Annotated in this window: 25 protein-coding genes; 13 read left to right on the top strand and 12 right to left on the bottom strand. The window is 44.1% G+C overall.

Annotated features, from left to right (window positions below; genetic code table 11):
- Positions 1-48 precede the first annotated feature (48 nt).
- Positions 49-1,116, bottom strand: a complete 1,068-nt coding sequence (locus J7649_RS07405) for an SDR family oxidoreductase (protein ID WP_219307112.1) — start codon at positions 1,114-1,116, stop codon at positions 49-51.
- Between the two features lie 342 nt (positions 1,117-1,458).
- On the opposite strand from J7649_RS07405, the gene ftn reads away from it, so the two are divergent.
- Positions 1,459-1,923, top strand: a complete 465-nt coding sequence (gene ftn, locus J7649_RS07400; RefSeq protein ID WP_004279207.1) for a heteropolymeric bacterioferritin subunit Ftn — start codon at positions 1,459-1,461, stop codon at positions 1,921-1,923.
- 56 nt (positions 1,924-1,979) lie between these two features.
- Here the strand turns inward: ftn and J7649_RS07395 are convergent, their stop codons facing one another.
- The 5 genes from J7649_RS07395 to J7649_RS07375 all read right to left on the bottom strand — a co-directional run bounded on the left by J7649_RS07395 (position 1,980) and on the right by J7649_RS07375 (position 7,336).
- Entirely contained in the window at positions 1,980-2,396 is a 417-nt protein-coding gene (locus J7649_RS07395; RefSeq protein ID WP_219307110.1) for an ExbD/TolR family protein, read from the bottom strand.
- A 21-nt stretch (positions 2,397-2,417) separates the two neighbouring features.
- Positions 2,418-2,843 carry an ExbD/TolR family protein gene (locus J7649_RS07390; RefSeq protein ID WP_219307100.1) on the bottom strand — a complete coding sequence of 142 codons (426 nt, stop codon included), beginning with the start codon at positions 2,841-2,843 and terminating at the stop codon, positions 2,418-2,420.
- A gap of 16 nt (positions 2,844-2,859) precedes the next feature.
- Positions 2,860-3,756 (bottom strand): MotA/TolQ/ExbB proton channel family protein, encoded by an 897-nt coding sequence (locus tag J7649_RS07385; RefSeq protein ID WP_219307098.1) that lies wholly within the window; start codon positions 3,754-3,756, stop codon positions 2,860-2,862.
- Positions 3,757-3,793: 37 nt separating this feature from the next.
- Positions 3,794-4,495 (bottom strand): energy transducer TonB, encoded by a 702-nt coding sequence (locus J7649_RS07380; protein WP_004646084.1) that lies wholly within the window; start codon positions 4,493-4,495, stop codon positions 3,794-3,796.
- Between the two features lie 147 nt (positions 4,496-4,642).
- Positions 4,643-7,336: a TonB-dependent receptor gene (locus J7649_RS07375; RefSeq protein WP_219307096.1), complete on the bottom strand. Its 2,694-nt coding sequence runs from the start codon at positions 7,334-7,336 to the stop codon at positions 4,643-4,645.
- 724 nt (positions 7,337-8,060) lie between these two features.
- On the opposite strand from J7649_RS07375, the gene J7649_RS07370 reads away from it, so the two are divergent.
- Genes J7649_RS07370 through J7649_RS07345 form a run of 6 tightly spaced genes read left to right on the top strand, consistent with a single transcriptional unit; the run spans position 8,061 to position 17,527 of the window.
- On the top strand, positions 8,061-9,818 hold the full coding sequence (locus J7649_RS07370; protein ID WP_219307094.1) for an ABC transporter substrate-binding protein: 1,758 nt from the start codon (positions 8,061-8,063) through the stop codon (positions 9,816-9,818).
- Between the two features lie 22 nt (positions 9,819-9,840).
- The gene (locus tag J7649_RS07365) at positions 9,841-11,643 is read left to right on the top strand and encodes an ABC transporter substrate-binding protein (protein WP_219307093.1); all 1,803 of its coding nucleotides are present in this window, start codon (positions 9,841-9,843) and stop codon (positions 11,641-11,643) included.
- Between the two features lie 20 nt (positions 11,644-11,663).
- The gene (locus J7649_RS07360) at positions 11,664-13,670 is read left to right on the top strand and encodes a M3 family metallopeptidase (protein WP_219307091.1); all 2,007 of its coding nucleotides are present in this window, start codon (positions 11,664-11,666) and stop codon (positions 13,668-13,670) included.
- A gap of 12 nt (positions 13,671-13,682) precedes the next feature.
- A complete protein-coding gene (locus J7649_RS07355; protein WP_004279216.1) occupies positions 13,683-14,621 on the top strand; it encodes an ABC transporter permease in 939 nt (312 codons plus the stop codon).
- Between the two features lie 7 nt (positions 14,622-14,628).
- Complete coding sequence (locus J7649_RS07350; protein WP_005104834.1) at positions 14,629-15,780, top strand: ABC transporter permease; 1,152 nt, start codon at positions 14,629-14,631, stop codon at positions 15,778-15,780.
- Positions 15,781-15,790: 10 nt separating this feature from the next.
- On the top strand, positions 15,791-17,527 hold the full coding sequence (locus J7649_RS07345) for an ABC transporter ATP-binding protein (protein ID WP_219307089.1): 1,737 nt from the start codon (positions 15,791-15,793) through the stop codon (positions 17,525-17,527).
- A gap of 54 nt (positions 17,528-17,581) precedes the next feature.
- On the opposite strand, the gene rluB is transcribed toward J7649_RS07345, so the two are convergent.
- Genes rluB through J7649_RS07330 form a run of 3 tightly spaced genes read right to left on the bottom strand, consistent with a single transcriptional unit; the run spans position 17,582 to position 20,057 of the window.
- Positions 17,582-18,634, bottom strand: coding sequence for a 23S rRNA pseudouridine(2605) synthase RluB (gene rluB / locus J7649_RS07340; RefSeq protein WP_005107723.1), 1,053 nt, complete (start codon positions 18,632-18,634; stop codon positions 17,582-17,584).
- A gap of 41 nt (positions 18,635-18,675) precedes the next feature.
- Positions 18,676-19,266 carry an SMC-Scp complex subunit ScpB gene (gene scpB, locus J7649_RS07335; RefSeq protein ID WP_004279220.1) on the bottom strand — a complete coding sequence of 197 codons (591 nt, stop codon included), beginning with the start codon at positions 19,264-19,266 and terminating at the stop codon, positions 18,676-18,678.
- A complete protein-coding gene (locus tag J7649_RS07330) occupies positions 19,263-20,057 on the bottom strand; it encodes a segregation and condensation protein A (RefSeq protein WP_004279221.1) in 795 nt (264 codons plus the stop codon). The genes scpB and J7649_RS07330 overlap by 4 nt, the downstream gene beginning before the upstream one ends.
- A gap of 503 nt (positions 20,058-20,560) precedes the next feature.
- Here J7649_RS07330 and J7649_RS07325 point away from each other — a divergent pair.
- Positions 20,561-21,040, top strand: a complete 480-nt coding sequence (locus J7649_RS07325) for a hypothetical protein (RefSeq protein ID WP_071851463.1) — start codon at positions 20,561-20,563, stop codon at positions 21,038-21,040.
- Between the two features lie 81 nt (positions 21,041-21,121).
- Here the strand turns inward: J7649_RS07325 and J7649_RS07320 are convergent, their stop codons facing one another.
- From J7649_RS07320 to J7649_RS07310, 3 genes are all read right to left on the bottom strand, one after another.
- The gene (locus J7649_RS07320; RefSeq protein ID WP_219307087.1) at positions 21,122-21,406 is read right to left on the bottom strand and encodes a hypothetical protein; all 285 of its coding nucleotides are present in this window, start codon (positions 21,404-21,406) and stop codon (positions 21,122-21,124) included.
- Positions 21,407-21,451: 45 nt separating this feature from the next.
- Positions 21,452-22,069, bottom strand: a complete 618-nt coding sequence (locus J7649_RS07315; protein WP_004646095.1) for an L-threonylcarbamoyladenylate synthase — start codon at positions 22,067-22,069, stop codon at positions 21,452-21,454.
- A gap of 87 nt (positions 22,070-22,156) precedes the next feature.
- Positions 22,157-22,819, bottom strand: coding sequence for an elongation factor P hydroxylase (locus J7649_RS07310; protein WP_219310071.1), 663 nt, complete (start codon positions 22,817-22,819; stop codon positions 22,157-22,159).
- 97 nt (positions 22,820-22,916) lie between these two features.
- On the opposite strand from J7649_RS07310, the gene J7649_RS07305 reads away from it, so the two are divergent.
- From J7649_RS07305 to acpP, 5 genes are all read left to right on the top strand, one after another.
- Positions 22,917-23,474 (top strand): YceD family protein, encoded by a 558-nt coding sequence (locus J7649_RS07305; RefSeq protein WP_004279226.1) that lies wholly within the window; start codon positions 22,917-22,919, stop codon positions 23,472-23,474.
- Between the two features lie 77 nt (positions 23,475-23,551).
- The gene (gene rpmF / locus J7649_RS07300) at positions 23,552-23,734 is read left to right on the top strand and encodes a 50S ribosomal protein L32 (protein WP_004279227.1); all 183 of its coding nucleotides are present in this window, start codon (positions 23,552-23,554) and stop codon (positions 23,732-23,734) included.
- Positions 23,735-23,957: 223 nt separating this feature from the next.
- Positions 23,958-24,944, top strand: coding sequence for an ACP S-malonyltransferase (gene fabD / locus J7649_RS07295; protein ID WP_219307085.1), 987 nt, complete (start codon positions 23,958-23,960; stop codon positions 24,942-24,944).
- Positions 24,941-25,675, top strand: coding sequence for a 3-oxoacyl-ACP reductase FabG (fabG, locus tag J7649_RS07290; protein ID WP_153566866.1), 735 nt, complete (start codon positions 24,941-24,943; stop codon positions 25,673-25,675). Before fabD ends, fabG begins: the two co-directional genes overlap by 4 nt.
- A gap of 83 nt (positions 25,676-25,758) precedes the next feature.
- A complete protein-coding gene (gene acpP / locus J7649_RS07285) occupies positions 25,759-25,995 on the top strand; it encodes an acyl carrier protein (protein WP_004646101.1) in 237 nt (78 codons plus the stop codon).
- Positions 25,996-26,070 lie beyond the last annotated feature (75 nt).

Below are 26,070 nucleotides of genomic sequence, written 5' to 3'. Positions count from 1 at the left end.
ATAAGAGTTAAAAAAGCCACCTTCGGGTGGCTTTTTCGCATAGAAAGATTAAGGAATATATTTTTTCACGACACCATCATCGAGCAATTGCTGGAAATGATCCACCAGACTTTCTTTCACCGGACGATACTCAATGCCGAGCTCATCTTTACTTTTCTGGGCATTAAAGAAAATTGGATAACCCATATTCAACTCTACAAATTTGCGGCTAAAGCCTGCTACAGGCCCGAACATTTTGAAAGCTGCCTTCGGCAATTGATTGCGTGGGAACGGAAATTTATTGCCAAAATGCGCCCGTAGAATTTGGCCCATTTCCAGCAGGCTCAAGCTTTCACTACAAATGATATAACGGCCATGCGCTTGCGGATTAAACGCCGCACGGATATGCGCTTCAGCGACATCCTGAACATCGACCACGCCATTCCACATCGGTGGAACGCCAAGTAAAGTCATACCATTGGCAAACTGTTGCAGGACTTCTACACTGCCAGATTGGGTATTTGGGGTTAAGGATTGACCAAAAACCAGTGCAGGATTGATACAGACTAGATCCCAGCGATCTTGTGCTTCAGCCATTTCCCAGGCTTTACGCTCTGCCATGACTTTGGAATAAGGATAAGGCTGATGCGTGGCCGAACTGGTGGTATTCCAGTGTGATTCATCAAAACTGTTATTTTTAGTTTGTAGAATATCAATGGCATCGCCATAGGTGGATGCGATACTCGATGTCACGATCACGCGTTTCACTGATTCAGTCTGATTGACACTATTCAGTACATTTTCAGTGCCTAACACCGCAGGTTCGATAATATCTTTGACTGCATCTTTATAGTTGGTGACCACAAAAGGTGAGGCCATATGAAAGACAATTTCACAACCTTGCATCGCCTGATCAAAAGAACCTGGGCTTAATAAATTGGCCTGAAATAACTTGAGAGTTCCCGGTGTGCTGTCGGCAATTTTTTCTAAATGGGCAAAGCTTTTACTTTTATTTAGGTCACGTACCGTGGCATGTACAGTATAGCCTTGCGTGAGTAATTTCTGGATGACCCAGCTGGCAATATAACCCGATGCACCGGTAACCAGAACAGGCGCTGTTGTTTGTGGATGTGTCATATCGGAACCGTTGTTGTTTTAAATTTGTGTGAATGATAAGCGAAATTTAAGCATGAAGTACGCCAATGCAGTGATGTTTATACAAAAAGAATGAATCTGTCTGGTCAAAATTAAGATTTACAAATTTTAACGCATGTGTTTATTTGCCGGTTTTAGGTTATTGCCAAGCGTAATGAAAATGCAAAGTGTTGTTTTATAAATGGGATTTCATTAAGAACGAAGTGTAAATGCAAGTACTTCTCATTTTAATTATATAAAAATCAAATATTTAACCATGGTTAAGCTTTGCAAATTCAATTGCTTTTCGCCATAATAGCAAAATACAGGTAGGGAGTTATTCAAATGCGCGGAAATCCAGAAGTCGTAGATTATTTAAATATGTTGATCGGTGGCGAACTGGCTGCTCGTGACCAATACTTGATTCACTCTCGTATGTATGAAGATTGGGGATTGACCAAAATCTTTGAACGTATTGATCACGAAATGCAAGAAGAGTCCCAGCATGCGGATGCGATTATCCGTCGTGTTCTGTTCCTTGAAGGAACGCCAAACATGCAGCGCGATGACGTTGAGATTGGCGAGGATGTGGTGAGCTGCCTGAAAGCTGATCTAAAACTTGAATATCATGTGCGGGAAAAACTGGCGCAGGGCATCAAACTGTGCGAAGAGAAAGGTGACTATATCAGCCGTGATATGTTACGCCAGCAAATGTCGGATACCGAAGAAGACCATACTTACTGGCTAGAAAAACAATTGCGTTTAATCGAACTGATTGGTTTGCAAAATTATATTCAGTCACAGATGTAAAACCGAATGAATAAAAAACCCAGCACATGCTGGGTTTTTTTATATCTTGAAAATGCTTAGTTGTTGTTACTCATAATGCCAATTTTTTTGACTTCCAGCCGTTGAGCTGCAGCCATGACCATCGCAATATGCTTGTATTCAGTGGCACGATCCGCCTTGATTTTAATCTGATCCTGATCCACTTTTTGCGCTACTGTCTTGAAAAAGTTTTCCAGAGCTTGGGTATTTGCTACCGGCTGTTCATTCCAGAAAATCTTACCTTGTGCATCCAGACGTAATTCCACCAGCTCAGGCGGTTTTTCATCGGTTACAGGAGGCGTTCCATTCGGTAGATCGATATTAATCGAGTTATTCGGCAAAGGAATTGTGATAATAAACATAATCAGCAAGACCAGCATGACATCAATTAGTGGCGTCATATTGACATCTAACATCACATCATCGTCTTGATTTGAACCAACATTCATACCCATAAACTTAATCCCTCTTTGTGCTTAAGGTGTAGCGGGCGGAGTGGTGACAAAAGCAATTTTGCCGATACCGGCCTGTTGGGTGGTACTAATCACCTGATCAATTGCCTCATAAGGTGTTAACTGATCACCACGGATATGCACTTCAGGCTGAGGTCGCTTTTGAGCTTCTGCCTGTAATCGGCTCAGTAAAACCGTCTTATCCGGGATATAAGACTCATTCCAGAAAATATCGCCGGTTTTATTGACGGCCAGCTGAACATTTTCTGGCTTGGTTTCATACGGGACATTACGTTCTTCTGGCAGATCGACTGGTACGGTATGAATGGCAACCGGTACAGTAATCAGGAAGATAATGAGCAGAACCAGCATAATATCAACCAAAGGTGTGGTATTAATGGTTCCAATTACCTCATCATCGTTGTCGTTTGAATTGACCATCATTCCCATGGCTGATACCTCACTCTTACTTCACGTCACGATTAACAGGATTGTTGGTCGTAATTTCGCCGCTGAGTAATACTGCGTGTAAATCAGAACCAAAGGTACGTACTTCTTCCATGACCGCTTTATTACGGCGAGTCAACCAGTTGTAGCCGAGTACCGCAGGAACTGCGACTGCCAGACCGATCGCTGTCATGATCAGTGCTTCACCCACTGGACCTGCTACTTTATCAATCGAAGCCTGACCAGAAACACCAATCGCGGTAAGTGCGTGATAGATACCCCAAACCGTACCAAACAGGCCAACAAAGGGCGCAGTAGAACCTACTGTCGCAAGGAAGGCCAGGCCACCACTCAGATGGTTCTGGATTTTGTCGATTGCACGGGAAATCGAAATGGTGACCCAGGTATTGAAATCAATACGCTCAAGTAATGTGCCACCATGATTTTTGGTTGATTTAATCCCTTTTTCCGCAATAAAACGGTAGACGCTGGCTTCATCCAGATTCTCGGTTGCATTATCTAGAGAAGATGATTCCCAGAATTGGTGTTCAGCTTCCTTGGCTTGCTTACGGATCTTACTTTGCTGTAAACATTTGCTGATCATGATGTACCAGGTACCGATCGACATGACCACCAGAATAAACAAAGTGATTTTAGAAACAATATCACCTTCTTTCCACATGGCTTCTAGGCCATAAGGATTGTATCCAGCTTTTTCATCGCTAGCTTCAGCAGGCAGTGGTGGCGGGGTCGGTGTAGCCGCTGTTGCAGGTGTTGTTACCACTGTTTCAGTGACAGCACTGGTATTGGGGGTAGCGGACTGTTCTGCAAAAACTGTTTGCAGAGGTAATAAAGTGCTCATGGCAATTACACCAGCAGCAGTCATATTTTTTAAAGGTTTGAATGATTTTTTCATAGTGGATCTCCTGATTTTTCTTTATCTTTTGTATGTGTTAGTCAAGGACAAATTCATATGGAATGTCATACCAAGATTCTTGCGGTTCGCCATTTTTCATTGCCGGCTTGAAAGTACATAAGCTGAAGGCCTTGGATGCTGCACGATCCAGCGCACGACTACCGCTCGACTTTTTCACTTTGGCATCTTGGACCTTGCCGGTGGTATTTACATATACAGAGATCAAGACTTCACCTTGTTCTTCATTCATCAGTGCATCACGTGGATAGTCTGGGCGTTTACAACCTGCTTCACCTTGTGAAACACCACGAGTTACGCCAGCGGGTGGAGGAGCTGGGGCTGGAGCGGCTGCGACTACTGGAGCCGGTGCTGCTACCGGACTTGGTGAAGGACTCGCTGCAACGGGAGTAGGTACTGCAACAGTTGTCGGTTGGGTTGGTGTTGGAAGTGTTTTCTGTACAGGAACGACTTTTTCAACCGGTTTCACCTCAGGCACTTGTGCTACTTTTTCCACGATTTTTGGTGGTTCAGGTGGTGTTTCTTTTGGTGGCTCAGGTTCAGGCGGCTTAATATCTTGAATAATCATTAGCTCAACTGGCTGTTCCGTTGGTTTAATAATGTCTTTTGCCATACCAGCCATGAGTACCAGGCCAACCAGGATATGCAAAAAAACAACGACCCCAATACCAGTCAGTTTTTTGGCGGAGTTTTTTTCTAAGTCTTCAAACTTTGTGCCCATCATGACTCCTAGAATTTAAGACAAACAGGAAATAGTGCACTGATGAGAATTTTTTTTGATTACAGGCAGCATTATTTTTTGTTTGGCTAAAATTAAACGGGGAAAACCGCAAACACCGCTTGGCAGCAGTGTTTGCGAAGTAATTAATTAAAAGAATTTATAGGTACCACGTAAGAAGTAAGCGCGGCCTGTTGGATCGCTATAACGTGGGTCATAACCGTATTGGAAGTTATCCATTACGTCAGAGGCAGGTGGTTCTGCATCGAACATATTTTTAATACCGGCAGTTAGCTCCAGATTTTTAAATCCTTTGTAAGTGCCAGAAATGTTGTATACGGTGTAGTCAGCAACATCGCGTTCTTCTGAATAGTCTTCATAACCACGAACGAACTGTTGTTCAAACACCATTCTCCAGTTTTCATAAGACCAGTTCACGTTTGCAGTATGTTTCCAACGAACCACTGCTGGGTCATCATAAACACCGACATAACCTTCCCACTCGCCGCCTGGTTCGCTTTGGTAATCCATTTTGATCACATAAGTACCGTCAATACCAAAACCGAAGCGGCCAGTTGCCGTCATTGGAGAAAGATAGTTCAAACTCAAATCAATACCTTGGGTTTTCAAGCCACCGGAGTTAATCAAGTTAGTTGAGATATGGTCAATACGCCCTTCTGCATTACGAACAAAGTATTGAGCATACTTTTCTGGATCACCAAAAATTGATGATTCACCAATCGTTCCAATTAGGTTTTCAATTTCGATATTGTAGTAATCGGCAGTGAAAACTAAGTTTTTGATCGGTTCAAAGACAAAACCAGCCATGTAAGATGTTGACTCTTCTGGACCTAGTTCAGAATTGCCGCCTTGTGTACGGATAAACTGGGTATTACATTCAGTTTGGTATCTGGTTTCAGTTGGTGTACCACCCGGGCAAAGAATCGGGTCGTTATATCTTGCACCAGTCCAGGTTCTGACCGAAGGAGCATTGACGTCATATAAGCTTGGTGCACGGAAACCGGTACTGTAAGAAGTACGGAACATGAGTTCTTTAACTGGTTCCCAGCGTAAGGCCACTTTAGGATTAAAGGTGTCACCAAAATCGCTATAGTCATCATAACGAGCAGCCAACTGTAATTCCAGGTTGGTCAATAAAGGTACTTGGAATTCAGTGAATACTGCGCTAATGTCACGATCGCCTGAGCTTTTTGGTTTATTTGGATCAATACCAGAACCTGGAACTTGAGCAACAATTTCAGAATTTACAGTTGCTTCCCAGTCTTGTTTGGAGAAACTACCGCCGAAAGCAAAACCAACATCACCTGCAGGAAGTGTGTAGATTGGACGACTCACGGTAAAGTCAATTGTAGTTGAATCTAAAGATGCCTGATTGGTATCGCCTTTGACATCAAAAGTGTTCCAAAGACCTTGATCCTCTGGCGCTTGTGGTCCAAATGGGTTCAAAGTTCCATTATCAAGTGCAGCCTGAACTCGACTACGGTTTAAATACCCACTTACGAAACTATCGGTTGCCTCACTTTTTGTGTAAGTGATACCCCCGTTCATGTCCCAACCGTATGCTTCACCTTCGATCCCAGCAAAGATACGGTTCGATTCGTTAATTGACTTAGAAACACGGTTGCCGCCTTGTGAACGTAGATACAGTTGCAGGGTGTTAGTCGTCAAACCATCAAATGCTGGGGTAATGCCTTTACCTGGATAATATTTACTAGCATAAGGCAAGGTCACACTACGGCTATAAACATCAGGCGCGATTGAAGTGGTTACTTCATCACGTGCATAGATATATTCACCAATTGCATTAAAGTTGTCTGATAGTTTGAAGGTTGCACGACCTAATGCAGAAAGATTTTCTTGTTCAGGCACAATACCAATAACAGTTTGGGTATTTAGATAACAGAAGCCATCTTCAGGTACAGTATCTTTGGTATTTAAACAGTCATCGCCATAAGGGTTGCCTAATATCCCTTCAGGATTACCATCTTCATCCAATGGACCACCATTAGGATCGTAGAAGTTTGCAGGGAAAGCATTTGCTGAACTGCCATCAATTCCTAATTCAGGAAGTACCCCACCACGGCGGCTGACTTTACGGTCTTTTGCCCAAATCGTATCTTGTTTTCGGTAATCGATCACACCGTAGACATTAAAACCCTGTTCATCTAGATCGCCATATCCCCCAAAAATCGAAACGTCAATTTTTTCGCCGCCTTTTTCTTCAGGAATTTGACCACCTAAAGTAATGCCCACGCCTTCATATTGCTTTTTCGTAATAAAGTTGATTACACCACCCACTGCATCTGCACCATAGACTGCAGATGCGCCGTCACGTAAGACTTCAATGCGCTCTACCAATGCGAGAGGGATGTTGTTTAAGTTGGTTGAATCGGTACCAAATGCACTGCTTGCAACACGGCGACCATTAATTAAAACTAAAGTTTTATCCGAACCAAGACCACGTAAATTTGCTGTTGAACCACTGGTATTACTGGCACCGACATTTTGTGCTGTGACATAACTTGCTTGGTTGGCACTGACTTTCATCAATGCTTCTTCTACAGTGGTTACCCCCTGATTCACCAGATCTTCACCTTTAATAATCGTGATTGGTGAGGCGCTTTGTGCGGCTACACCTTTAATAGATGATCCAGTAACTCGCACTTTCTCTACCTTGGTAGGTTGTGCAGCGGAGTTTTCTGGTTCATCTGCTGCATGTGCCAGCGAAAGACACATCATGCTTAAGCTTAACGCGCTTAATTTGATGAGTTTTTTTCCAACGGTTGGAGCCCCCATAGATCCGACCAATTTGTTTTTTTTCATCGTAATTTTCACCCTTTTGTTATGTGAAGTAGTGCTGGGAGGACTTAAGCAAAGCGAATGCCAACTTATAAATTATTAATTTTAAAAAATATTAAGTGATTGAAAAAATTATATTTAATTTAGTTTTTTGGGAGGTTTACTAAGTTTTGATGAAGAAAAATTAAGAGAGTGGGGTTTAAAATCTGAAGAAAGTCTCTATAGGAAACCATGAGAAAGTAAAAAATAAATATTTAATGAATAAGAAAGGAATCTAAAACTGAAAGATAAATTGAATAAAGTTTAATCATGGTGCATGATTTTTACATAAAATATACAATAATTTAATAAGATAATAATTATATATTTCATTTGCTTATGTATGTATTTTCTTGGGTTGAAGTAGTGGGAGGATGCAATAATATGAAACAGGTCTGGTTTATTTTTGTGCAGACTAGGCTTGGGACTAGATTTTAAGAATAAATATTAAATTAATGATTCATGGAAAATATTATGTTATTGATAATGTTTTAAATGATTAATAAAAATAAGCTTTTTTGAGTTAATAACAGGAAAAAATCGTTATTTTTCGAGGATGGCATGAAATTCGCTTTGTTCAGTTTATTCCATCTGTCCAGCTTTGACCCATCCATTGAAGCAAATATGGGATGATGTGTTAAAGACTTCCTATAGTAATAAAACTTCAAGATCAAGAATAGGTACAAATTTGAAATCAGCATTTTTCAGTATGACAATTTTGGCTTTGGCCATGACTACGGGGCAAGCCTCCTGGGCAAAATCATCTGCACATCCGGATAAAGTTTTAAACCTGGCTTTCGAAGCGCCTGATGATGGTTTTGATATGGTCAAAACCTATAATTTTTATAGTGGTAGCGTTGCTGAAGCCATTTTTGAACCTTTATTGCGTTATGACTATCTGGCGCGGCCGGCAATTCTGGTACCAAATACCGCCGAATCCTTACCCAAGGTTGAACAGGATGGCAAAGTCTATACCTTTAAAATCAAGCCAGGAATTTATTTTAGTCCTGATCCTGTATTTCAGGGCAAGAAGCGTGAACTGGTGGCACGTGATTATATCTACTCCATGCAAAGGATCATGGATCCCACAAATCATTCTCCGTCTTTTTCTTTTATTGAGGGAAAAATCCTTGGGGCAGATCAGGTCATCCAGCAGGCTAAAAAAACTGGCAAGTTCAACTACGATGCGCCTATTCCCGGTTTAAAAGCACTAGATAAATATACTTTACAAATCACCTTGACCCGTTCCGATCTGAATTTTCCATATATTCTGGCCTATGTCGCTTTTGCTGGTACTGCACGCGAAGTCATCGAACATTATGGCGATCGGGTAGGTCAGCATCCAGTCGGAACAGGGGCATATCAGTTACACAAATATGTGCCGCGTAGCCGTATTGAGTTAATTGCTAGTCCAAATTATCGCGGTTTTGTCTGGAACTTCAAGGGAGATGGTTCAGAGTGGGATCAACGGATTGTCAAGGCTATGCAAGGCAAGCAGATGCCGCAAATCGGCAAGGTCAAGATCAGCATCATTGAAGAAGAACAATCACGCTGGCTGGCTTTAAAATCTGGACAATTAGACTATGACAAACTGACTGCAAGCGGCGCTGAACAGGCACTGGAAAATAAGCAGCTGAAAAGTGAATACAAGAAAAAAGGCATCCTGCATTATCTGAATAAAGAACCGGAAATCACCTATACCATCATGAATATGCGTGATCCGGTGATTGGTGGGAACTCACTGGAAAAAATTGCACTACGCCGTGCCATTGCCTTGTCCTATAACCAGAAAGAAGCCATCCAGCAGCTATATAAGGGCCATGCTGTTAAAGCTGAAATGATTCTTCCTGAAGGCGTGGGCGGATATAACCCGAATTATAGAAGCAGCATTGCCTACAACCCATTGATTGCCAATAAACTGCTCGATCGTTTTGGCTACAAGAAAGGAGTCGACGGTTACCGCACCTTGCCTGATGGCAAACCATTGGTTCTGAAAATGAACTCGACTAGCTCAAGCTCTTCCATTATTTCTGCGGAGCTATGGAAAAAGAACCTGGATGCAATCGGGGTAAAAGTTGAATTTAAAGTCAGTAACTTTGCCGACAATTTAAAAGAAGCCACTCAATGCAAACATATGATGTGGGGTGGCGCCTGGATTGCAGATTATCCGGAAGGGGAAAACTTTGCCCAGTTGCTGTATGGCCCAAATGCCCAGCAAGGTAACCTGAGCTGCTATACCTCTAAAGCCTATGACGCGCTGTATCAAACTGCGATGAAACTGCCGCCTCAGCAACGCACTCCATATTATGAGCAGATGAACCGCCAGATGGAGGCCGATAATCCATGGATTTTGCACAATACCCGGGTACGTAACTGGCTGATTCACCCACAGGTACAGGGCTTTAAGGCACATCCGGTGACTAGAGCAGTTTGGCAATATCTGGATATTGAACCTGTTAAAAAATAACTTGAGAAGATTAAGAACCAGTATGAATGTGAATACAAACGCTTTAAAAAAGCTGGCCAGTGGTGTCTTAATGGCCAGTTTAATGATGGCCGGTGCTGCACCCACATGGGCTGCCAATCCCGCCAATCCAAATAAAGTCTTAAAAACGGTCTTTCCCGCGGCTGAAACCGGTTTCGACCCCGGTTATATCCATGACCGTTATTCGGCCAAGATTAACTCGGCGATTTTCGAAACCTTATATACCTATGATTATCTGGCTTCCCCAGCGAAACTGGTGCCATTGACTGCGGTAGATATGCCTCAGGTCAGTGCGGATGGCCTGACTTATACCATCAAAATCAAAAAGGGCATTTACTTTGCCGATGATCCTGTTTTCGGCGGTAAAAAACGTGAACTGACTTCGTATGACTATGCTTATAGCTTAAAACGTCTACTGGACCCAAAACTGCATTCACCGAACAGCTGGTTGCTGGATGGCCGAATTAAGGGGCTGGAAGCATGGTTGGCCCTAACCAAAAAGAATGGCAAAGCCTATGAAAATCCGTTTGAAGGTATTCAGACCCCAGACCGCTATACCTTGGTATTAAAGCTGAATAATCCGGATCAGAACTTTCCGATGTTGCTGGCACATGGGCCTGCCGCTGCAGTAGCTCGTGAAGTGATTGAAAAATATAAAGACAAGGCGGGTTGGGTCATGAATAGGCCAGTGGGAACTGGTCCTTATGTGCTCAGCCGCTGGACACCAGGCTCACGGATTATCTTAAAACCAAATCCGGCTTATCGTGGTTTTGTCTGGGACTTTAAAGCCAGTGGTGCAGAAGATCAGGCGATTGTAAAAGCCATGCAGGGCAAAAAAATGCCTCAAATCGGCACTATTGATGTGCGTGTTATTGAAGAAGCGCAATCCCGGATGCTGGCATTTAAGAAAAATGAACTGGACCTGCTCGAAATTGAGGGTGATATCGTCGTACAGGCCCTCGATGGCGATAAATTAAAGCCTGAGCTGGCCCAGCAGGGGGTGAAGCTGTCACGTATTTTAGAGCCCTCCATTAGTTACCATTACTGGAATATGCAAAACCCGGTTGTGGGTGGTTTCGCGCCAGAAAAAATTGCCTTACGTCGTGCCATGGCGATGGCATTTTCTGTGGAAAACATGATCAATGTATTACTTAAGGGAGATGGAGCAAAACTGCACATGCCTATTCCCCCAGGAGTAGCAGGCTATTCACCGTCCTATAAAAGCAGTATTCCCTATTCAGTCAAAGCAGCCAACATGTTGCTCGACCGCTATAACTACAAGATCGGTGCAGATGGCTGGCGAAAGACGCCTGAAGGTAAACCTCTGGTGATTGAACTGATTACTGGGAATACCAGTCGGGGCCAGCAACAGGGTGAGTTCTGGAAAAAGACCCTGGACAGTATTCATATTCAGCTGACCAGTAAGGCTATGCCATTCGCTGAAGGCATCAAGCTGGAAAAGCAATGTAAAACCATGTTCAAGAGTTCTGCATGGATTGCCGATTATCCAGATGCTGACAATTTTATGCAGCTGTTCTATGGCAAGAATGTCAATGTCACCAATAATTCCTGCTTTAAACACCCTGAATTTGACCGTCTGTACGAACAAACCCAGAGCATGCCACCAGGTCCGGAGCGTGATCTGCTTTATCGCAAAATGACCCGGATTCTCGAAGTCAACATGCCGACCCTGATGCTCTATAGCACCTACCGTAATGCCTTGACCCAACCCCAAATTATTGGACATAAGTCCCATCCGATTCTGTCTTCAGAATGGATGTATATCGATATTAATACGAAAAAGTAAGAAAAAATCTGGAGATGAATATGAAATCAAAGTCTTTAAAATTAAGTACCTTATGTTTAATGATAATGGGGGGATATCAAGGTGTAGCGGCAGAAACCCAAGCGCAGCTGCTGCCATTATTCAAGGCTGCAGAAATTCCGTCTTTATGTGATGCCAGTCTGGCTTCCATGCAAAAAGATATCCAGATATTTGAAAATAAGAAAATTAAAGATAATGTCAAGGCAGGACCTTATCTGGCTGAATGGGATGAATTGCATGCCAAAGCCCGTGATTTCGGTGCGGCAGTAGGGTTGTACAGTAATGTCGATCCGGATCCTGCATTGCGTCAGGCAGCCGATGACTGTGAACTTAAAATCAGCAAATACCAAACCACCCTGTATCAGAATCCGAAACTGTATGGACAGTTCAAAAAACTGAAAGCCAGTGATCCGATTGATCAGAAATTTTTAGAAGACATTCTGGAACAGTTTGAGAACACCGGGGTACAACTCAGTGCAGAAAAACAGAAACGACTGAAAGAAATTATTGAAGAAAGTACCAAACTGGGGCAGGATTTTTCCAAAAATGTGCGGGATAACCCTGAAAAAGTTGAATTTACTCCAGCTGAAATGAAAGGCCTGCCAGAAAGTTACATCGCAAATTTAAAGAAAAATGAAAAGGGCAATTATCTGCTCGGCTTTGATTATCCGGAATACCAGCCTTTTATGGAGCTGGCAGAAAGTGATGAAGCACGCAAACGTTACCAGACCGCTTACACGCGTCGCGGGACCGAAAAAAACCTGCAATTCATGAAAAAAGCCATTGATCTGCGTTATGAAATGGCACAACTTTTTGATAAGGAAAGCTATGCCCATTCTGCGCTTGAATTCCGCATGGCCAAAACTCCGGAAGCAGTGAACGGTTTTCTGGATGAGGTTTATGCCAAAGTTGCACCTTTAGAAAAGCAGGATGTAGAACAATTACGTCAGTTCAAGGCTGAAACTTTAAAAGTTCCACTAGAAAAAGCAGAAATTACACGCTGGAATCAGGGTTATTGGAGTGAAAAACTGCGTCAGGCCAAATACAAGGTTGACCAGGAAAAATTGCGGGATTATTTCCCGACAGAAGCATCGCAAAAATGGTTATTCGCTATTTCTTCGGAACTCTATGGCATTGAGTTCAAGCCGGTGAAAGTCAAGGCCTGGCATGATGAAGTGGAATATTATGCGGTACATGACAAAGCAACGGGCGAATTCTTGGGCGGATTATATGTCGATAAATACCCGCGTGAAGGTAAATATGGGCATGCAGCTGTCTGGGGAGCTTATGGCGGCAGTACCCTGAATCAGCGTCGTCCGGTATCGGTACTGGTGACCAATTTTAACCGTAAGGGCTTGAATAGCAACGAGCTGGAAACCTTTGTGCATGAAATGGGTCATGCCTTGCACGGGATTCTATCGAAAACCCGCTATACAGAACAGTCTGGTACCTCGGTAGAGCGTGACTTTGTAGAAGCACCATCACAGATGTATGAAGAGTGGGCACGCCGTCTGGAAACCTTGTCAAAAGTAGCGGATTACTGTGAGCCGGCATGTCCTCGGGTGGATGCTGCCATGACCGAGCGCTTAAAGAATGTGAAGAATTACGGTCGAGGCCTGCATTACGCCCGTCAGGCTTTATATGCCCAATATGATATGGCCTTGCATGGTAAAGATGCAAAAAACATTGAGCCTTTAAAACTCTGGCAGGATATGGAAGGCAAGACCGCCTTGGGTTATGTCAGCGGTCAGCAGTTCCCGGGACAGTTCGGGCATCTGATGGGCGGCTATCAGGCAGGTTACTACAGCTATATGTGGTCTGAAGTCATTGCCCTGGATATGCTTTCATCCTTTGGTGATCAGCTCATGGACAAGAAAGTCGGTGCGCATTATCGTAATACGGTCCTGGCTCAAGGCGGACAAAAGCATGGCGAGCAAATGGTGAAAGACTTCTTGGGTCGTGATCCGGACAGCAAAGCTTTCTTTAATGAAATCTCTGGAAAAAATTAAGGAAGGCAAGCGATGCTGGCATATATTATTCGACGGCTTTGGCAAATGATCCCGACCATGCTTGGGGTGATTTTGCTGATATTCCTGCTGTTTAACTGGGTAGGTGGAGACCCTGCCTATATTCTGGCCGGTAAAATGGCCAATGCGGAACAGATTGAGAACATCCGTCAGCAACTGGGTGTGGATCAACCGTATTACGTACAACTCTGGATCTTTATCAAGCAGATTTTAACCTTTGATTATGGGGTGAGCTGGAGTACCGGGGAATCGGTGGCACAGATTATCACCACCCGTTTGGGGCCCTCACTGACCATTCTGATTCCACTGACCATTCTGCAAACTATTATTTCTATCATTTTGGCTTTGGGGGTGGCTTCGGTTCGTGGTTCTTTGACTGATCGCATGATCATGATGCTGTGTACGATCGGTATGTCGATCAGTATTCTGGTATACATCATCGTGTTCCAGTATTTCCTGGCTTATGAATTGAGCTGGTTTCCGGTACAGGGCTGGAGTGATAATTTCGCCGATAATCTTTTCAAATATGCCTTGTTACCTGTGCTGATTATGTTGGTGGTAAGTATTGCACCAACACTACGCCTGTATCGTAGTTTCGTACTGGATGAAGTTAATCAGGACTATGTACGTACTGCGCGTGCCAAAGGCCTGGGTGAAAACCGTATCATGGGCGTGCATGTCTTGCGCAATGCCTCGATTCCGATTATTACCGATGTCATGGCAGGACTTCCGGCACTGCTGATCGGTGCTTTCCTGATTGAACGTTTTTTTGGTATTCCTGGAATTGGCCGTGAAGTCATTATTGCGGTAGAACGTTCCGATTTTCCTGTGATTAAAGCCATTACGGTCTATGTTGCTGCTGCGACCATGATATTCAACCTGATTGCCGATCTGATCTATAAATGGGTCGATCCGCGTGTACAGTTGAAGTAGGTGAATTATGCTGAGTGCGATATTTAAAAAAGAACAAGCGGCTGAAGCAGCACCTGAATCGGCTTCAACAGGATTATGGCAACTGGCCATGCGCCGTTTGAAACGTGACCGGATTGCCATGTTTTCCCTGTATGTGGTGCTGTTTTATCTGCTGCTGCTGGTACTGTCAATGAGCGGCCTAATTGCCAAAGACTGGAATAAAGAAGTGGCGGTCAGCTATGCACCGCCGAGTTTTATCAGTGCAGCGCCAGTTCCGGCTGTATCTGATACAGAGCAGGGCGCAGAATCTGTACCTCTACCAGTCAATCCAGTTGATCCTTTAAAAGATGTCATTGCTGAATTGAATGCTGAAATTGCTGCTGAGCAGGGTGCTGGTGCAGGCATCGATTATTATGGAGTGGTCGATCCGCTGGCAGAAGACATGAAGGCCATTAATCAGGAACTCGGTGGCCAGCTGATGGATGAAAGTGGGGAACTCAAGCAAAGTCTGGTCTTCGGTGCCGATAAATGGGGCCAGGATGTTTTACAGAAAACCATTAAGGGGGCTGAAACCTCGATTCTGGTTGGACTGATTGCAGCCTTTGTCGCTGTACTGATTGGGACTGCACTGGGTGCAATAGCAGGTTACTTTGGTGGTTGGGTCGATGATGTCCTAAACTGGTTCTATAATATCTTTACCTCGATTCCCTATCTGTTGCTGGTTTTGGCCATTGCCGCAGTGTTACAGCAGAAAGGTATTTTATCAATCATCCTGATTTTAGGTCTGACTGGCTGGACCGGGGTCTTCCGTTTGGTTCGTGCTGAATATATGAAACATACAGCACGTGAATATGTGCTGGCTGCCAAGGCGATTGGCGTGAGTAATATGCGTCGTATGTTTGTCCATATTTTTCCCAATGTCAGCCATATTGCCCTGGTACAGATGTCTATTCTGGTGGTGGCATTTATCAAGTCCGAAGTCATTTTGAGCTTCCTTGGTTTTGGTGTGCCTATCGGGGTAGTGTCATGGGGCAGTATGCTAAATGAAGCACAAAGCGAGCTGATTTTGGGTAAATGGTGGCAACTGGCGGCAGCCTCAATCGCCATGGCGGTATTGGTAACTGCTTTCTCGATGTTTACCGATGCACTCCGTGATGCATTAGATCCAAAACTGAAATAGGAGCGCAACGATGTCTGAAATCAATCCAAGCACAGCACCTGCGCTACTTCGCGTAGAAAATCTGCGAGTCAGTTTTAAAGGTGAAAATAAAGAATATATTGAGACTGTAAAAGGGGTTTCTTTCGAGATTCCGGCCAATACCACAGTTGCACTGGTAGGCGAATCGGGAAGTGGCAAGTCGGTCACTTCCCTCGCCACTATGGGCCTGCTTCCGGCAGAAAGCGCACGTATTTCAGAAGATAGCCAGATCATCTTTGAAGGGAAAAACCTGCTCAAGCTTAAAACCCGTGAAATGCGCAAGATGTGTGGCAAAGACATTGCCATGATTTTTCAGGAGCCAATGTCTTCGCTAAATCCGGTATTTACGGTAGGCATGCAGATTGCAGAAATCTTGCAACTACATTTAGGCATGAATAAAAAACAGGCGCGGCAACGTACCCTGGAGCTCCTCAAAGAAGTGGGGATCCCTGCGCCAGAAACTAAAATTGATGCCTATCCGGGGCAGCTTTCCGGTGGACAGCAGCAACGGGTCATGATTGCCATGGCTATTGCCTGTGAACCGAAACTGTTGATTGCAGATGAACCGACCACGGCCCTGGATGTGACTATTCAAAAGCAGATTCTGGACTTGCTGGAATCGCTACGTCAGCGTCGTCAGATGTCGATGCTGTTTATTACCCATGATCTGGCATTGGTTGGTGAAATTGCCGATCAGGTTATTGTGATGCGCCATGGGGAAATCCGTGAACAGGGTCCGGTTCGGGAGGTGCTGGACCGGCCTCAGGACATGTATACCAAAGCCTTGTTGCACTGCCGCCCGCAACTCTCGCAACGTCCGTTACGTTTGCCGATGATCAGCGATTTTATGAAACAGGATGGTTCAACCTGGCTGGAAGATATCCGTCTGAATACTCAGCTTCCGCAACGTTCACGTGGGCTAAAGGGTGGAGAGGAAATTATTCTGGATGTACGGGATCTGAAGAAATCTTTTTATAGTCGTAAAGGACTGTTTGGCAAAGATGAATTTCAGGCAGTAAAAGGAGTTTCTTTCCAGCTGGCCAAAGGAAAAACCTTGGGGCTGGTCGGGGAGTCCGGTTCGGGTAAAACCACCATCGGTTTATTACTGATGCGTCTGCAACAGGCTACAGGTGGTAAGGCACTGTTTCAGGGGCGGGATATTCTGGATATGTCGGAAAAGGAATTTACCCAGTATCAACGTAAAATCCAGATCATTTTTCAGAATCCCTATGCTTCGCTGAATCCACGTTTTACTGTTGGACAAATCCTGATGGAACCGATGCAGATTCACAAGATTGGTCAGGATGATGCCGAACGCAAACAAATGGCTTTAGACTTGTTGGAGAGGGTCAGCTTGCCTGCACAGGCTTTTTATCGTTATCCGCATGAGTTTTCTGGTGGTCAGCGTCAGCGGATTGCAATTGCACGTTGTCTGACTTTAAAACCTGAGATTTTAATCTGTGATGAATCGGTCTCGGCGCTGGATGTATCAGTACAGGCGCAAGTGCTGAATTTACTGCAAGACTTACAGGATGAATTTGGTCTGAGCTATATCTTTATTTCGCATGATTTATCGGTAGTGAAATATATTTCTGATCAGATCATGGTGATGAATCATGGGGAGTTGGTAGAAATCGCCAATTCAGATGAACTGTATCAATCGCCACAGCATGAATATACCAAGCGTTTACTCGGTGCTATTCCGCAAGGGATCCCACAAAGTGCCTGATGCATAAGGCATAAAAAAGTCAGGCAATGTGCCTGACTTTTTTATTTATCTTAATTAAAACTTTTTAAAGCCTTTGTTGACGCCATATGGACGGCGCGGCGCATTTTCATCACGCTCTTCACGGCGGCCGAAACCTTGATCAGGACGGTTTTCACGACGTACAAACTGAGTGCCATTCTGGTTTTCAGCTCTGTCACGACGACCATAAGCATTGTCATCACGACGCTCACGGCCAGTATTATTTTGTGGTTGCTCATCACTGTCACGACGTTGCTGACGCAAGAAACCGCCACGGCGCGCAGCCATCGGCTTGTCCTGCATACGTTCATTACGGCGTTTCGCCATACCAAACAAACCTGTACCTTGACGTGGTTTCAATTCCACAGCTTTGGTCAGGTTGTCGATATCGTTTTTATCCAGTTCAATCCAGCGACCGGTACGCAGTTCACGTGGCAAAATCACAGTACCATAACGGGTACGCAGTAGACGGCTAACTTTCAGACCTTGCGATTCAAAGATACGACGTACTTCACGGTTACGACCTTCTTTTACTACTACCTGGAACCAACGGTTGATCCCGTCACCGCCCAATTCAGAGAAAGATTCGAATTTTGCCGGACCATCGTCAAGCACTACGCCTTTGAGCATGTTGTTGCGAATTTGTGGTGTAACTTCACCCATGACACGAACTGCATATTCACGTTCGATTTCATTCGATGGGTGCATCAAGCGGTTGGCAAGTTCGCCATCATTTGTGAACAAGAGCAGACCGGTCGAGTTAATATCCAGACGACCGACCATCACCCAGCGATCGCCTGGAATAGCAGGCAGCTGTTCAAACACGGTCGGACGGTTTTCAGGATCGCTACGTGAACAAATCTCGCCTTCAGGCTTGTAATAGATAATGACACGACGACGGATTTCGTCTTCAATCTGAAAGGCAACTTTACGACCATCGATGCGAAGCTCATCACCTGGTTCGATTCGTTCACCCACTTGGGCAATTTGCCCGTTGACACTTACACGACCCGCGGCAATGACTTCTTCCATATAACGGCGAGAACCCAAACCAACGCGTGCAAGCACCTTTTGCAACTTTTCACTCATGACAGCATAACCTTAGAAATAATTATCAACAGTTCACCTATTTATGACTTCGGTGCATTCGCATCGAGGGCCATAAAAGCTTCCTTGGCATCCTGCAGGGGAGGCAATTGGCCCAAACTATTCAGGCCAAACGCATTTAAAAATTGTGGCGTTGTCATTAACAACGCAGGTCTTCCAGGGAGTTCACGAAATCCGGACTCTTTAATCCAGTTCCAGTCAAACAGCGTACGCAGGTTTTGACTGTTATTCGTAACACCACGAATCTGTTCAATATCCGCTCGAGTCACTGGCTGGTGATAAGCAATCACTGCAAGCGTCTCCAGTAATGAAGGCGATAAGCGAGCCGGTCGCTCAGGCCAGGTCTGTGCAATAATATTACGATATTTTGCACGCACTTGAAAACGATAACCTTGTGCTGTTTCAATCAGTTCGATCGAACGGCCATGCATCAGCATGGAAAGTTGTTGTAAATACTGACGTAATTCCTGCTTGCTATAGCGATCCTGAAAAGTTTCTTTCAGACGAGCCAATGAAACCGCGGAGTCGCTGGCAAAAATAATGGCTTCAAGCTGCATCAATACTTCATGCAGATTATCTTCTGCAGATAACAGCGTATTTTGATCGAGTGTCATTGACTGGCTCCTTGAATTGCGAGCGGGGCTTCAATACCTGTAGCAATAATCTGAATTTTTTGTTGTCGGGTCAGTTCCAGCACCGCCATAAAGGTTACCACCATACCCATACGGCCTTGGCTCGGTTTTAACAAGTCCTTAAAGCTGAGTATTGCGCCAGTTTCAATACAACTTTCAATATAGGCAATACGTTCTTCCAGCAGTACCGGTTCCTGTTGCACCTGATGAATCACGGGTTCAGGACGATTAAATATACAAAGCAAGGCATCACGCAATAAATCGCTTGAATAGCCTTCATTCGGCTGCTGGATTTCGCCCAAACTGACGTTGGTGGTGAAAGTGTCACGTTCCAGAATCGGCATCTGGCCCAGACGTTCTGCTGCCTGTTTAATTCTTAAATAATTTTCTAAACGGTCAATCAGTTCTTGTTTTGGATCCTGTTCAATCGCAGTCAGGCTTTTCGGTTTCGGCAAAAGCAAACGTGATTTCAGATCTGCCAGTAAGGCCGCCATCACCATATAGTCGGCCGTCAGCTCGATGTTCAGGGATTTCATCGCGTCCATATAAGACAAATACTGCGCTGCAATCGGCGCGATATCGACCTGTAACAGATCAAAACCGTTTTTTTGAATCAGGTAAATTAAAAAGTCGAGTGGGCCTTCAAAATGTTCTAATAAGATTTCAAATGCCGCTGGAGGAATGTACAGATCCTCTGGAATTGTATCCTGCCATTCATCCAGAACCCGAATGTGCGGAGCAGATTCCATAGTGTTATGGATAATTTGAGTCATTACAATTATAGGCCACGCGAATTTTCAAAGGCATGCAAAGGCTTGATTTTCGGTATCTCATCGAAAGAAAAGCACAGGATTAAGCGTTGTCATTGTACTGGAAAAGTAACTTTAAATAAATTAAATAAGCCGTCAAAGCCATAAAAACTTAAAAAAATAATGGAATTTATCTGCGATTTTAAAATAGCACAAAGGAAAATGGCAGAATCGGGCGGGAAATGCAGCGGTGATTTTCATGCTAAATTGGCTCTCATAATTAAGCTTATCTGGTAGATGATGCCAGTTGATTCACTTCAAAACTCGATCAATACAGTGATTCTCCTCAAAAGAGTAAATAAGCTAGCTGGCAGATATCGAATGATTTTCAAACGGATTTCCCATTAAAAAACATAAAATTAATAAGTATTAATAAAATATCTCCCTATAATTTTTGGTCAAAAATACCGCTATACTCTCGAAAAATAGTCAAGAATCACAAAAATCAATAAAAAGGTGAAGAAAGCATGCCACTTATTCTGGTTGTTATTGGGATGATCGCATTCGGGGGATTTTGGGCTTATCCCAAATATCAGATTATGCAGCTTGAAGATGAAGCACGCACAGGGCTGAAATCAGGCGGATTTTCAGCTTTTGCGGAACAGGCCCGACCTGTCATGCAGGCCATGAAAATGGATTTTAGTGTGCTGGATCAATATCCCAATATCCGTTTTTACATGCGGCATATGGCCTATGAGGGCGACCAGCTGGATGAGCGGATTAAACTGGATATGCAAGCTATGTCTTGTGAGTCAATCAATTCCTTTAAAGTCATGGAACCCAAGGCACGCACAGCGATGTTGAATGTACTGGAAGAAGATCAGATTATTTTTCATGTGTATCTGAAAAATAAACTGGGTGAAGAGCTCATGCATCATGAACAGAAGCTATCGCAATGTCCAAATTTCATTGCGGTTCGTCATTATGAGCGTAGTTCAGATTCCTAAACTGTTTTTGGCAACCATTGCATACCTGTCGAATCGAAAAGAATAGAACTGCAACATCTCACCATATGCTGTTTTAGATTTTCATGGTGAGGAATGATTGTATTCCTTGGTCGCAAATTCAATGATACGTTGGCAAGACTCTGCCAGGCATACATTTTGGTTTGAATAGATCTGCAACAACTGTCTCACTAGAGCCAACGTCAGGAAAAATTGGTACTCAGTATGATCAATATTTATAGTGAGATGGGAAGGAAAATGTGCTTCGACCATGACTGCCTTGGATTGCAGTGTCCAAGGCAGTTCTGCATAGATTAAATCCTGTGCAGAAAATTCATGCTGATTTAGCAGGAGATAAAATAAATCCATTCATTTTGACTCCCCGAATGTTTGTAGGAATTTCTCAAGCGTCGTTTATTCAAAGGCGCTGACATCTCCCATACCACGACGAATCACTTCTGGATGATCACCGGATAAATCTACAATAGAAGTTGTGCTCAACGTGCCTAAACCACTATCTACAAAAACATCAATGCGTTTGCCCAGCTGCATTTCAATATCATAAGGATCATCGAGTGGGTCAGTCTGACCCGGTAAAATCAGGGTAGAGGTCAACAGCGGTTCACCGAGTTCTTTCAGTAACATTTGACACACCGGATTATTTGGAATGCGCAGACCAATGGTTTTTTTCTTGGGATGCATCAACCTACGCGGGACTTCGCTGGTCGCAGGTAAAATAAAGGTCGTAATAGCCGGTGTATTATTTTTCAGCAAACGGTACATGGCATTGTCCACCTTGGCATAAGTGGCAATATCGGACAAATCACAGCACAGAATCGCATATTGATGCTTTGGGCCCAGACCACGAATTTGCGCAATCCGCTCCATGGCACTCTTGTTCCCAATCTGGCAACCAATCGCATAGGCCGCATCAGTGGGATAGACCACCACATCACCCGCACGGATACGTTCCACTGCCTGACTGATTAAGCGGGGTTGCGGATTGTCTGGGTGTACGCGTAAATGCAGCATAGAGACTACTCCAAGCTTGGGCTGATGGCTTATTATGTGGCGCTCAGGCAAGATCTGGCAATCATAAAAAAGGTAGATTTGTGTAATTTAATCAAGCATTTCACGTATAAATTCATCAGATTGTAAACTTTTGCCACCTCTAATGCAGATACAGATACATTGGATAAAGTGCGCTGCATCACGTGGAAGTTTGGCTGTACCATTAAAATAAGCCTGAACTTGAGCGTAGACATTATCTTTAAAGCTGGCGCCATCACCGCCGTCGCCAGTCAGGTTATCCAAAGAAACCCCGAACTTACGGCCAAAAGCCTGGGCAAACATCCATTCAATTGCCTGTGGTTTGATTTCGACTTGTTCAAATAAAGCCTGCTGTTCGCGGGTCCGCCCATCCGGGGCATACCAATAACCCAGATCAGGCAGCAGGCGGCGTTTGTCTCCGGCAATGGTCCAGTGGCTGATTTCATGCAAAGCGCTATTAAAGAAACCATGCGCAAACTGGATGCGGGCAGGACGGTCTGCGCTAGCAGGGAAATATTCTGGTTCAAATTCGCCACGCACTAAAGTGACATTTAAATGGGAAAACCAGTGATTAAAGTGTAAGATGAGCCAGTCCACCTGCTGCGCTTCTGACGATAAATTCGCCCATGGCGAGAGTTGCACTTGTTGTGTTGAACTGTCAGAATCAAGGCTTGGAATTGTGCTAACGAGTGATGAAACATTCACTTCTGTTTGCGGCTGCAACAGATGCATGACTTGAGTTACCCAAATGGTCTGTCGAAATAAGTACAAAATTGTATCTTAATCTTTGACAGAGTACTGATGAATTTGTAGAATTGCCGCCTTAATTATGTCAGCAAATACCTTTCCGGCACAGATTGAGCCGTTTAAATGGGCTGAACAGGGCTTTAAATGGTCAGGTCAACTGCCTTTATCTCGCTTTGTTCGTATCGCTCGTGAAGCTGTTGGATCAATTGATGATCAATTGATTAACATAGACTGTAAGCTATCAATGGATGCCTATCATCGTATTGCATGGCTAGATGGTCACGTTGAAACAAAAGTTCCTATGGAATGCCAGCGTTGTCTGGAAACTGTAGAAATTGAACTGGTTTCATCGTTCCATTTAGCACTTGTGGATGATGAGTCACTGATAGAGCGCTTGGATGAGGATGCTGATTTCATCGTCCTAGGTGAAAGTGAAGCAACGACCAAAGGTGATTATGATGCACCTGCGACCGCTGATTTGCTCGCGCTGATAGAAGATGAACTGTTATTGTTGATGCCGTTGTCGCCTAAACATGAGTTTTGTGAACATAAGCATCAACCTGCCGTAGAAGAAGTGGCTGAAGAAAAACGGGACAACCCGTTTGAAGTTTTGGCTGCTTTGAAGGGTAAACTTAACTAATTTTTGTGTTATACTCTTGTGTATAAGACAATCGAATTTGTTCTGATCCATTTTTTCGATCTTTGTAAGGAGCCATCATGGCCGTTCAGCAAAACCGTAAAAGTCGCTCTCGCCGTGACATGCGCCGTTCACATGACGCTTTAACCGAGAATGCATTAACTGTAGACCAAGCTACTGGCGAGACTCACCGTCGTCACCACGTATCTAAAGATGGTATCTACCGTGGTCGTCAATTATTCGCTAAAGCATCTGCTGAATAATTGGTGATGTATTAAGCGTCAAGCTTAGTAGAAAAAATGGGAGCATTTAGCTCCCTTTTTTTTGTCTTTGATTTTTAGGTGTATCGGTTTTTTGTTGTATTTGGCAATTACCGCCAGCAAAATTACATGCTAAATTGCGCTCCACAATGATTTAGGTGGTCTTATTGGTCAGTCTTCTTGTTAGGATTGAAGAAGCACACCTCTTGAATGAAAGGATTTTATTATGTCTGCTACACCACTCGAACAAGCAGCGCCAGCAACAAAAACTGCATTTGTGTTTCCGGGTCAGGGTTCCCAAAAAGCTGGTATGCTGGCTGAGCTTGCAGAACAGTTTGCAAGTATTCGCGAGACATTTGCAGAAGCATCTGAAGCCGTCGGTTTTGATCTGTGGCAGATTGCGCAAACTGGCGAAGGTCTGGATCAAACTGAATTTACCCAGCCGGTATTGCTGACTGCAAGTATTGCCTTATGGCGCGTGTGGTTAGAATCTGGCGGTGTAGCACCGAAATATCTTGCAGGCCATTCACTGGGTGAATACAGCGCACTGGTTGCATCAGGTGCTTTAAGCCTGGGTGATGCTGCGAAGCTAGTGAACTTGCGTGGCAAACTCATGCAGACTGCTGTACCTCAGGGTGTGGGTGCGATGGCTGCCATTTTGGGTCTGGACGATGCCAAAGTGATTGAGCTGTGTGCACAAGCAACTGCAGCAGGCGAAGGTTCTGTCGAAGCGGCGAACTACAATGCGCAAGGGCAGGTTGTCGTTGCAGGCAATAAAGATCGCGTTGAAGCAGTGATGGCATTGGCCAAAGAAAACGGCGGAAAAGCCATTGCATTGCCAGTATCGGTTCCATCGCATTGTTCATTGATGAAACCTGCGGCTGAACAGTTTGCGCCAGCATTGGAACAAACCGCCATTGAGCTGCCACGCATTCCTGTATTACAAAATGTAGGCGCGCAAGCGGCAACCAATGTAGATGAATTGCGTCAGGCGTTGACCGCGCAACTTTATGAGTCGGTACAATGGACTAAAACCTTACAATTCCTTCAAGATGAAGGCATTGAGTACATCGTAGAATGTGGTCCGGGTAATGTATTGACTAACTTGGCGAAACGCTTGCCGAATATTCAAAAAGTACTTCCACTGGACAGTCAATCTCGTCTGGAAGATGGATTAAACACCGTATTGGCGGCAGAAGGGAAAAGTGCATGACACAGGAACGTAAAGTTGCTCTGGTAACAGGTGCAAGTCGTGGTATTGGTGCTGCGATCGCACAGCAATTGATTCAAGACGGTTATTTTGTCGTAGGTACTGCAACGTCTGAAGCAGGTGCGGAAAAATTATCTGCACAGTTTGCTGAAAATGGCGCTGGAAAAGTACTAGATGTACGTGATGGTGCTGCGATTGATGCGCTGGTAACGGACATTGAACAGAACTATGGTCCAGTCCTTGCGTTGGTCAATAATGCTGGTATTACCAAAGACAATTTGCTGCTGCGTATGTCTGAAGATGACTGGGATGATATTTTAAATATTCACCTGAAAGCAGTTTACCGTTTGTCTAAGCGCGTACTCAAAGGCATGACCAAGGCGCGTTTCGGTCGCATCATCAACATCAGTTCTGTGGTGGCACACTTTGCCAACCCGGGTCAGGCCAACTATTCTGCTGCCAAAGCAGGTATTGAAGCATTTAGCCGTAGCCTTGCCAAAGAAATGGGTAGCCGTCAGATTACCGTAAACTCGGTAGCACCAGGTTTTATTGCGACTGAAATGACTGAGCAGCTAAGCGAAGAAATTCGTAAAAAGATGACTGAGCAGGTGGCATTAAACCGTTTAGGTGATCCGCAGGATATCGCAAATGCCGTAAGTTTCTTGGCTTCGGATAAAGCCAGTTACATTACTGGTACAGTTATGCATGTAAATGGGGGCTTATACATGAGCTAAGCTCAAGTATAAACTTTCCAAATTTTTTAGATTCAATTAAACTAACGGCATTAAAAACGCCACAAGCAATGAGGAGAATTCCTGTGAGCGATATCGAACAACGTGTTAAGCAAGCAGTTGCAGAACAACTTGGTATCAAAATCGAAGAGATTAAAAACGAAGCGTCTTTCATGGATGACTTAGGTGCAGATTCTCTAGATCTAGTTGAACTTGTTATGTCTTTCGAAAATGATTTTGACATCACGATTCCTGATGAAGATTCTAACGAAATCACAACTGTTCAATCTGCAATTGACTACGTTTCTAAGAAACTGGGTTAATCGCCGATTTCAGCTTTGCTGAACAAAAAAACCACCCTTGAGGTGGTTTTTTTGTATCTGCTTTTTATATGAATG

It is taken from the genome of Acinetobacter lwoffii (assembly GCF_019343495.1).
GTDB lineage: Bacteria > Pseudomonadota > Gammaproteobacteria > Pseudomonadales > Moraxellaceae > Acinetobacter > Acinetobacter lwoffii_P.
This window is presented reverse-complemented; position numbering and strand designations above follow the sequence as displayed.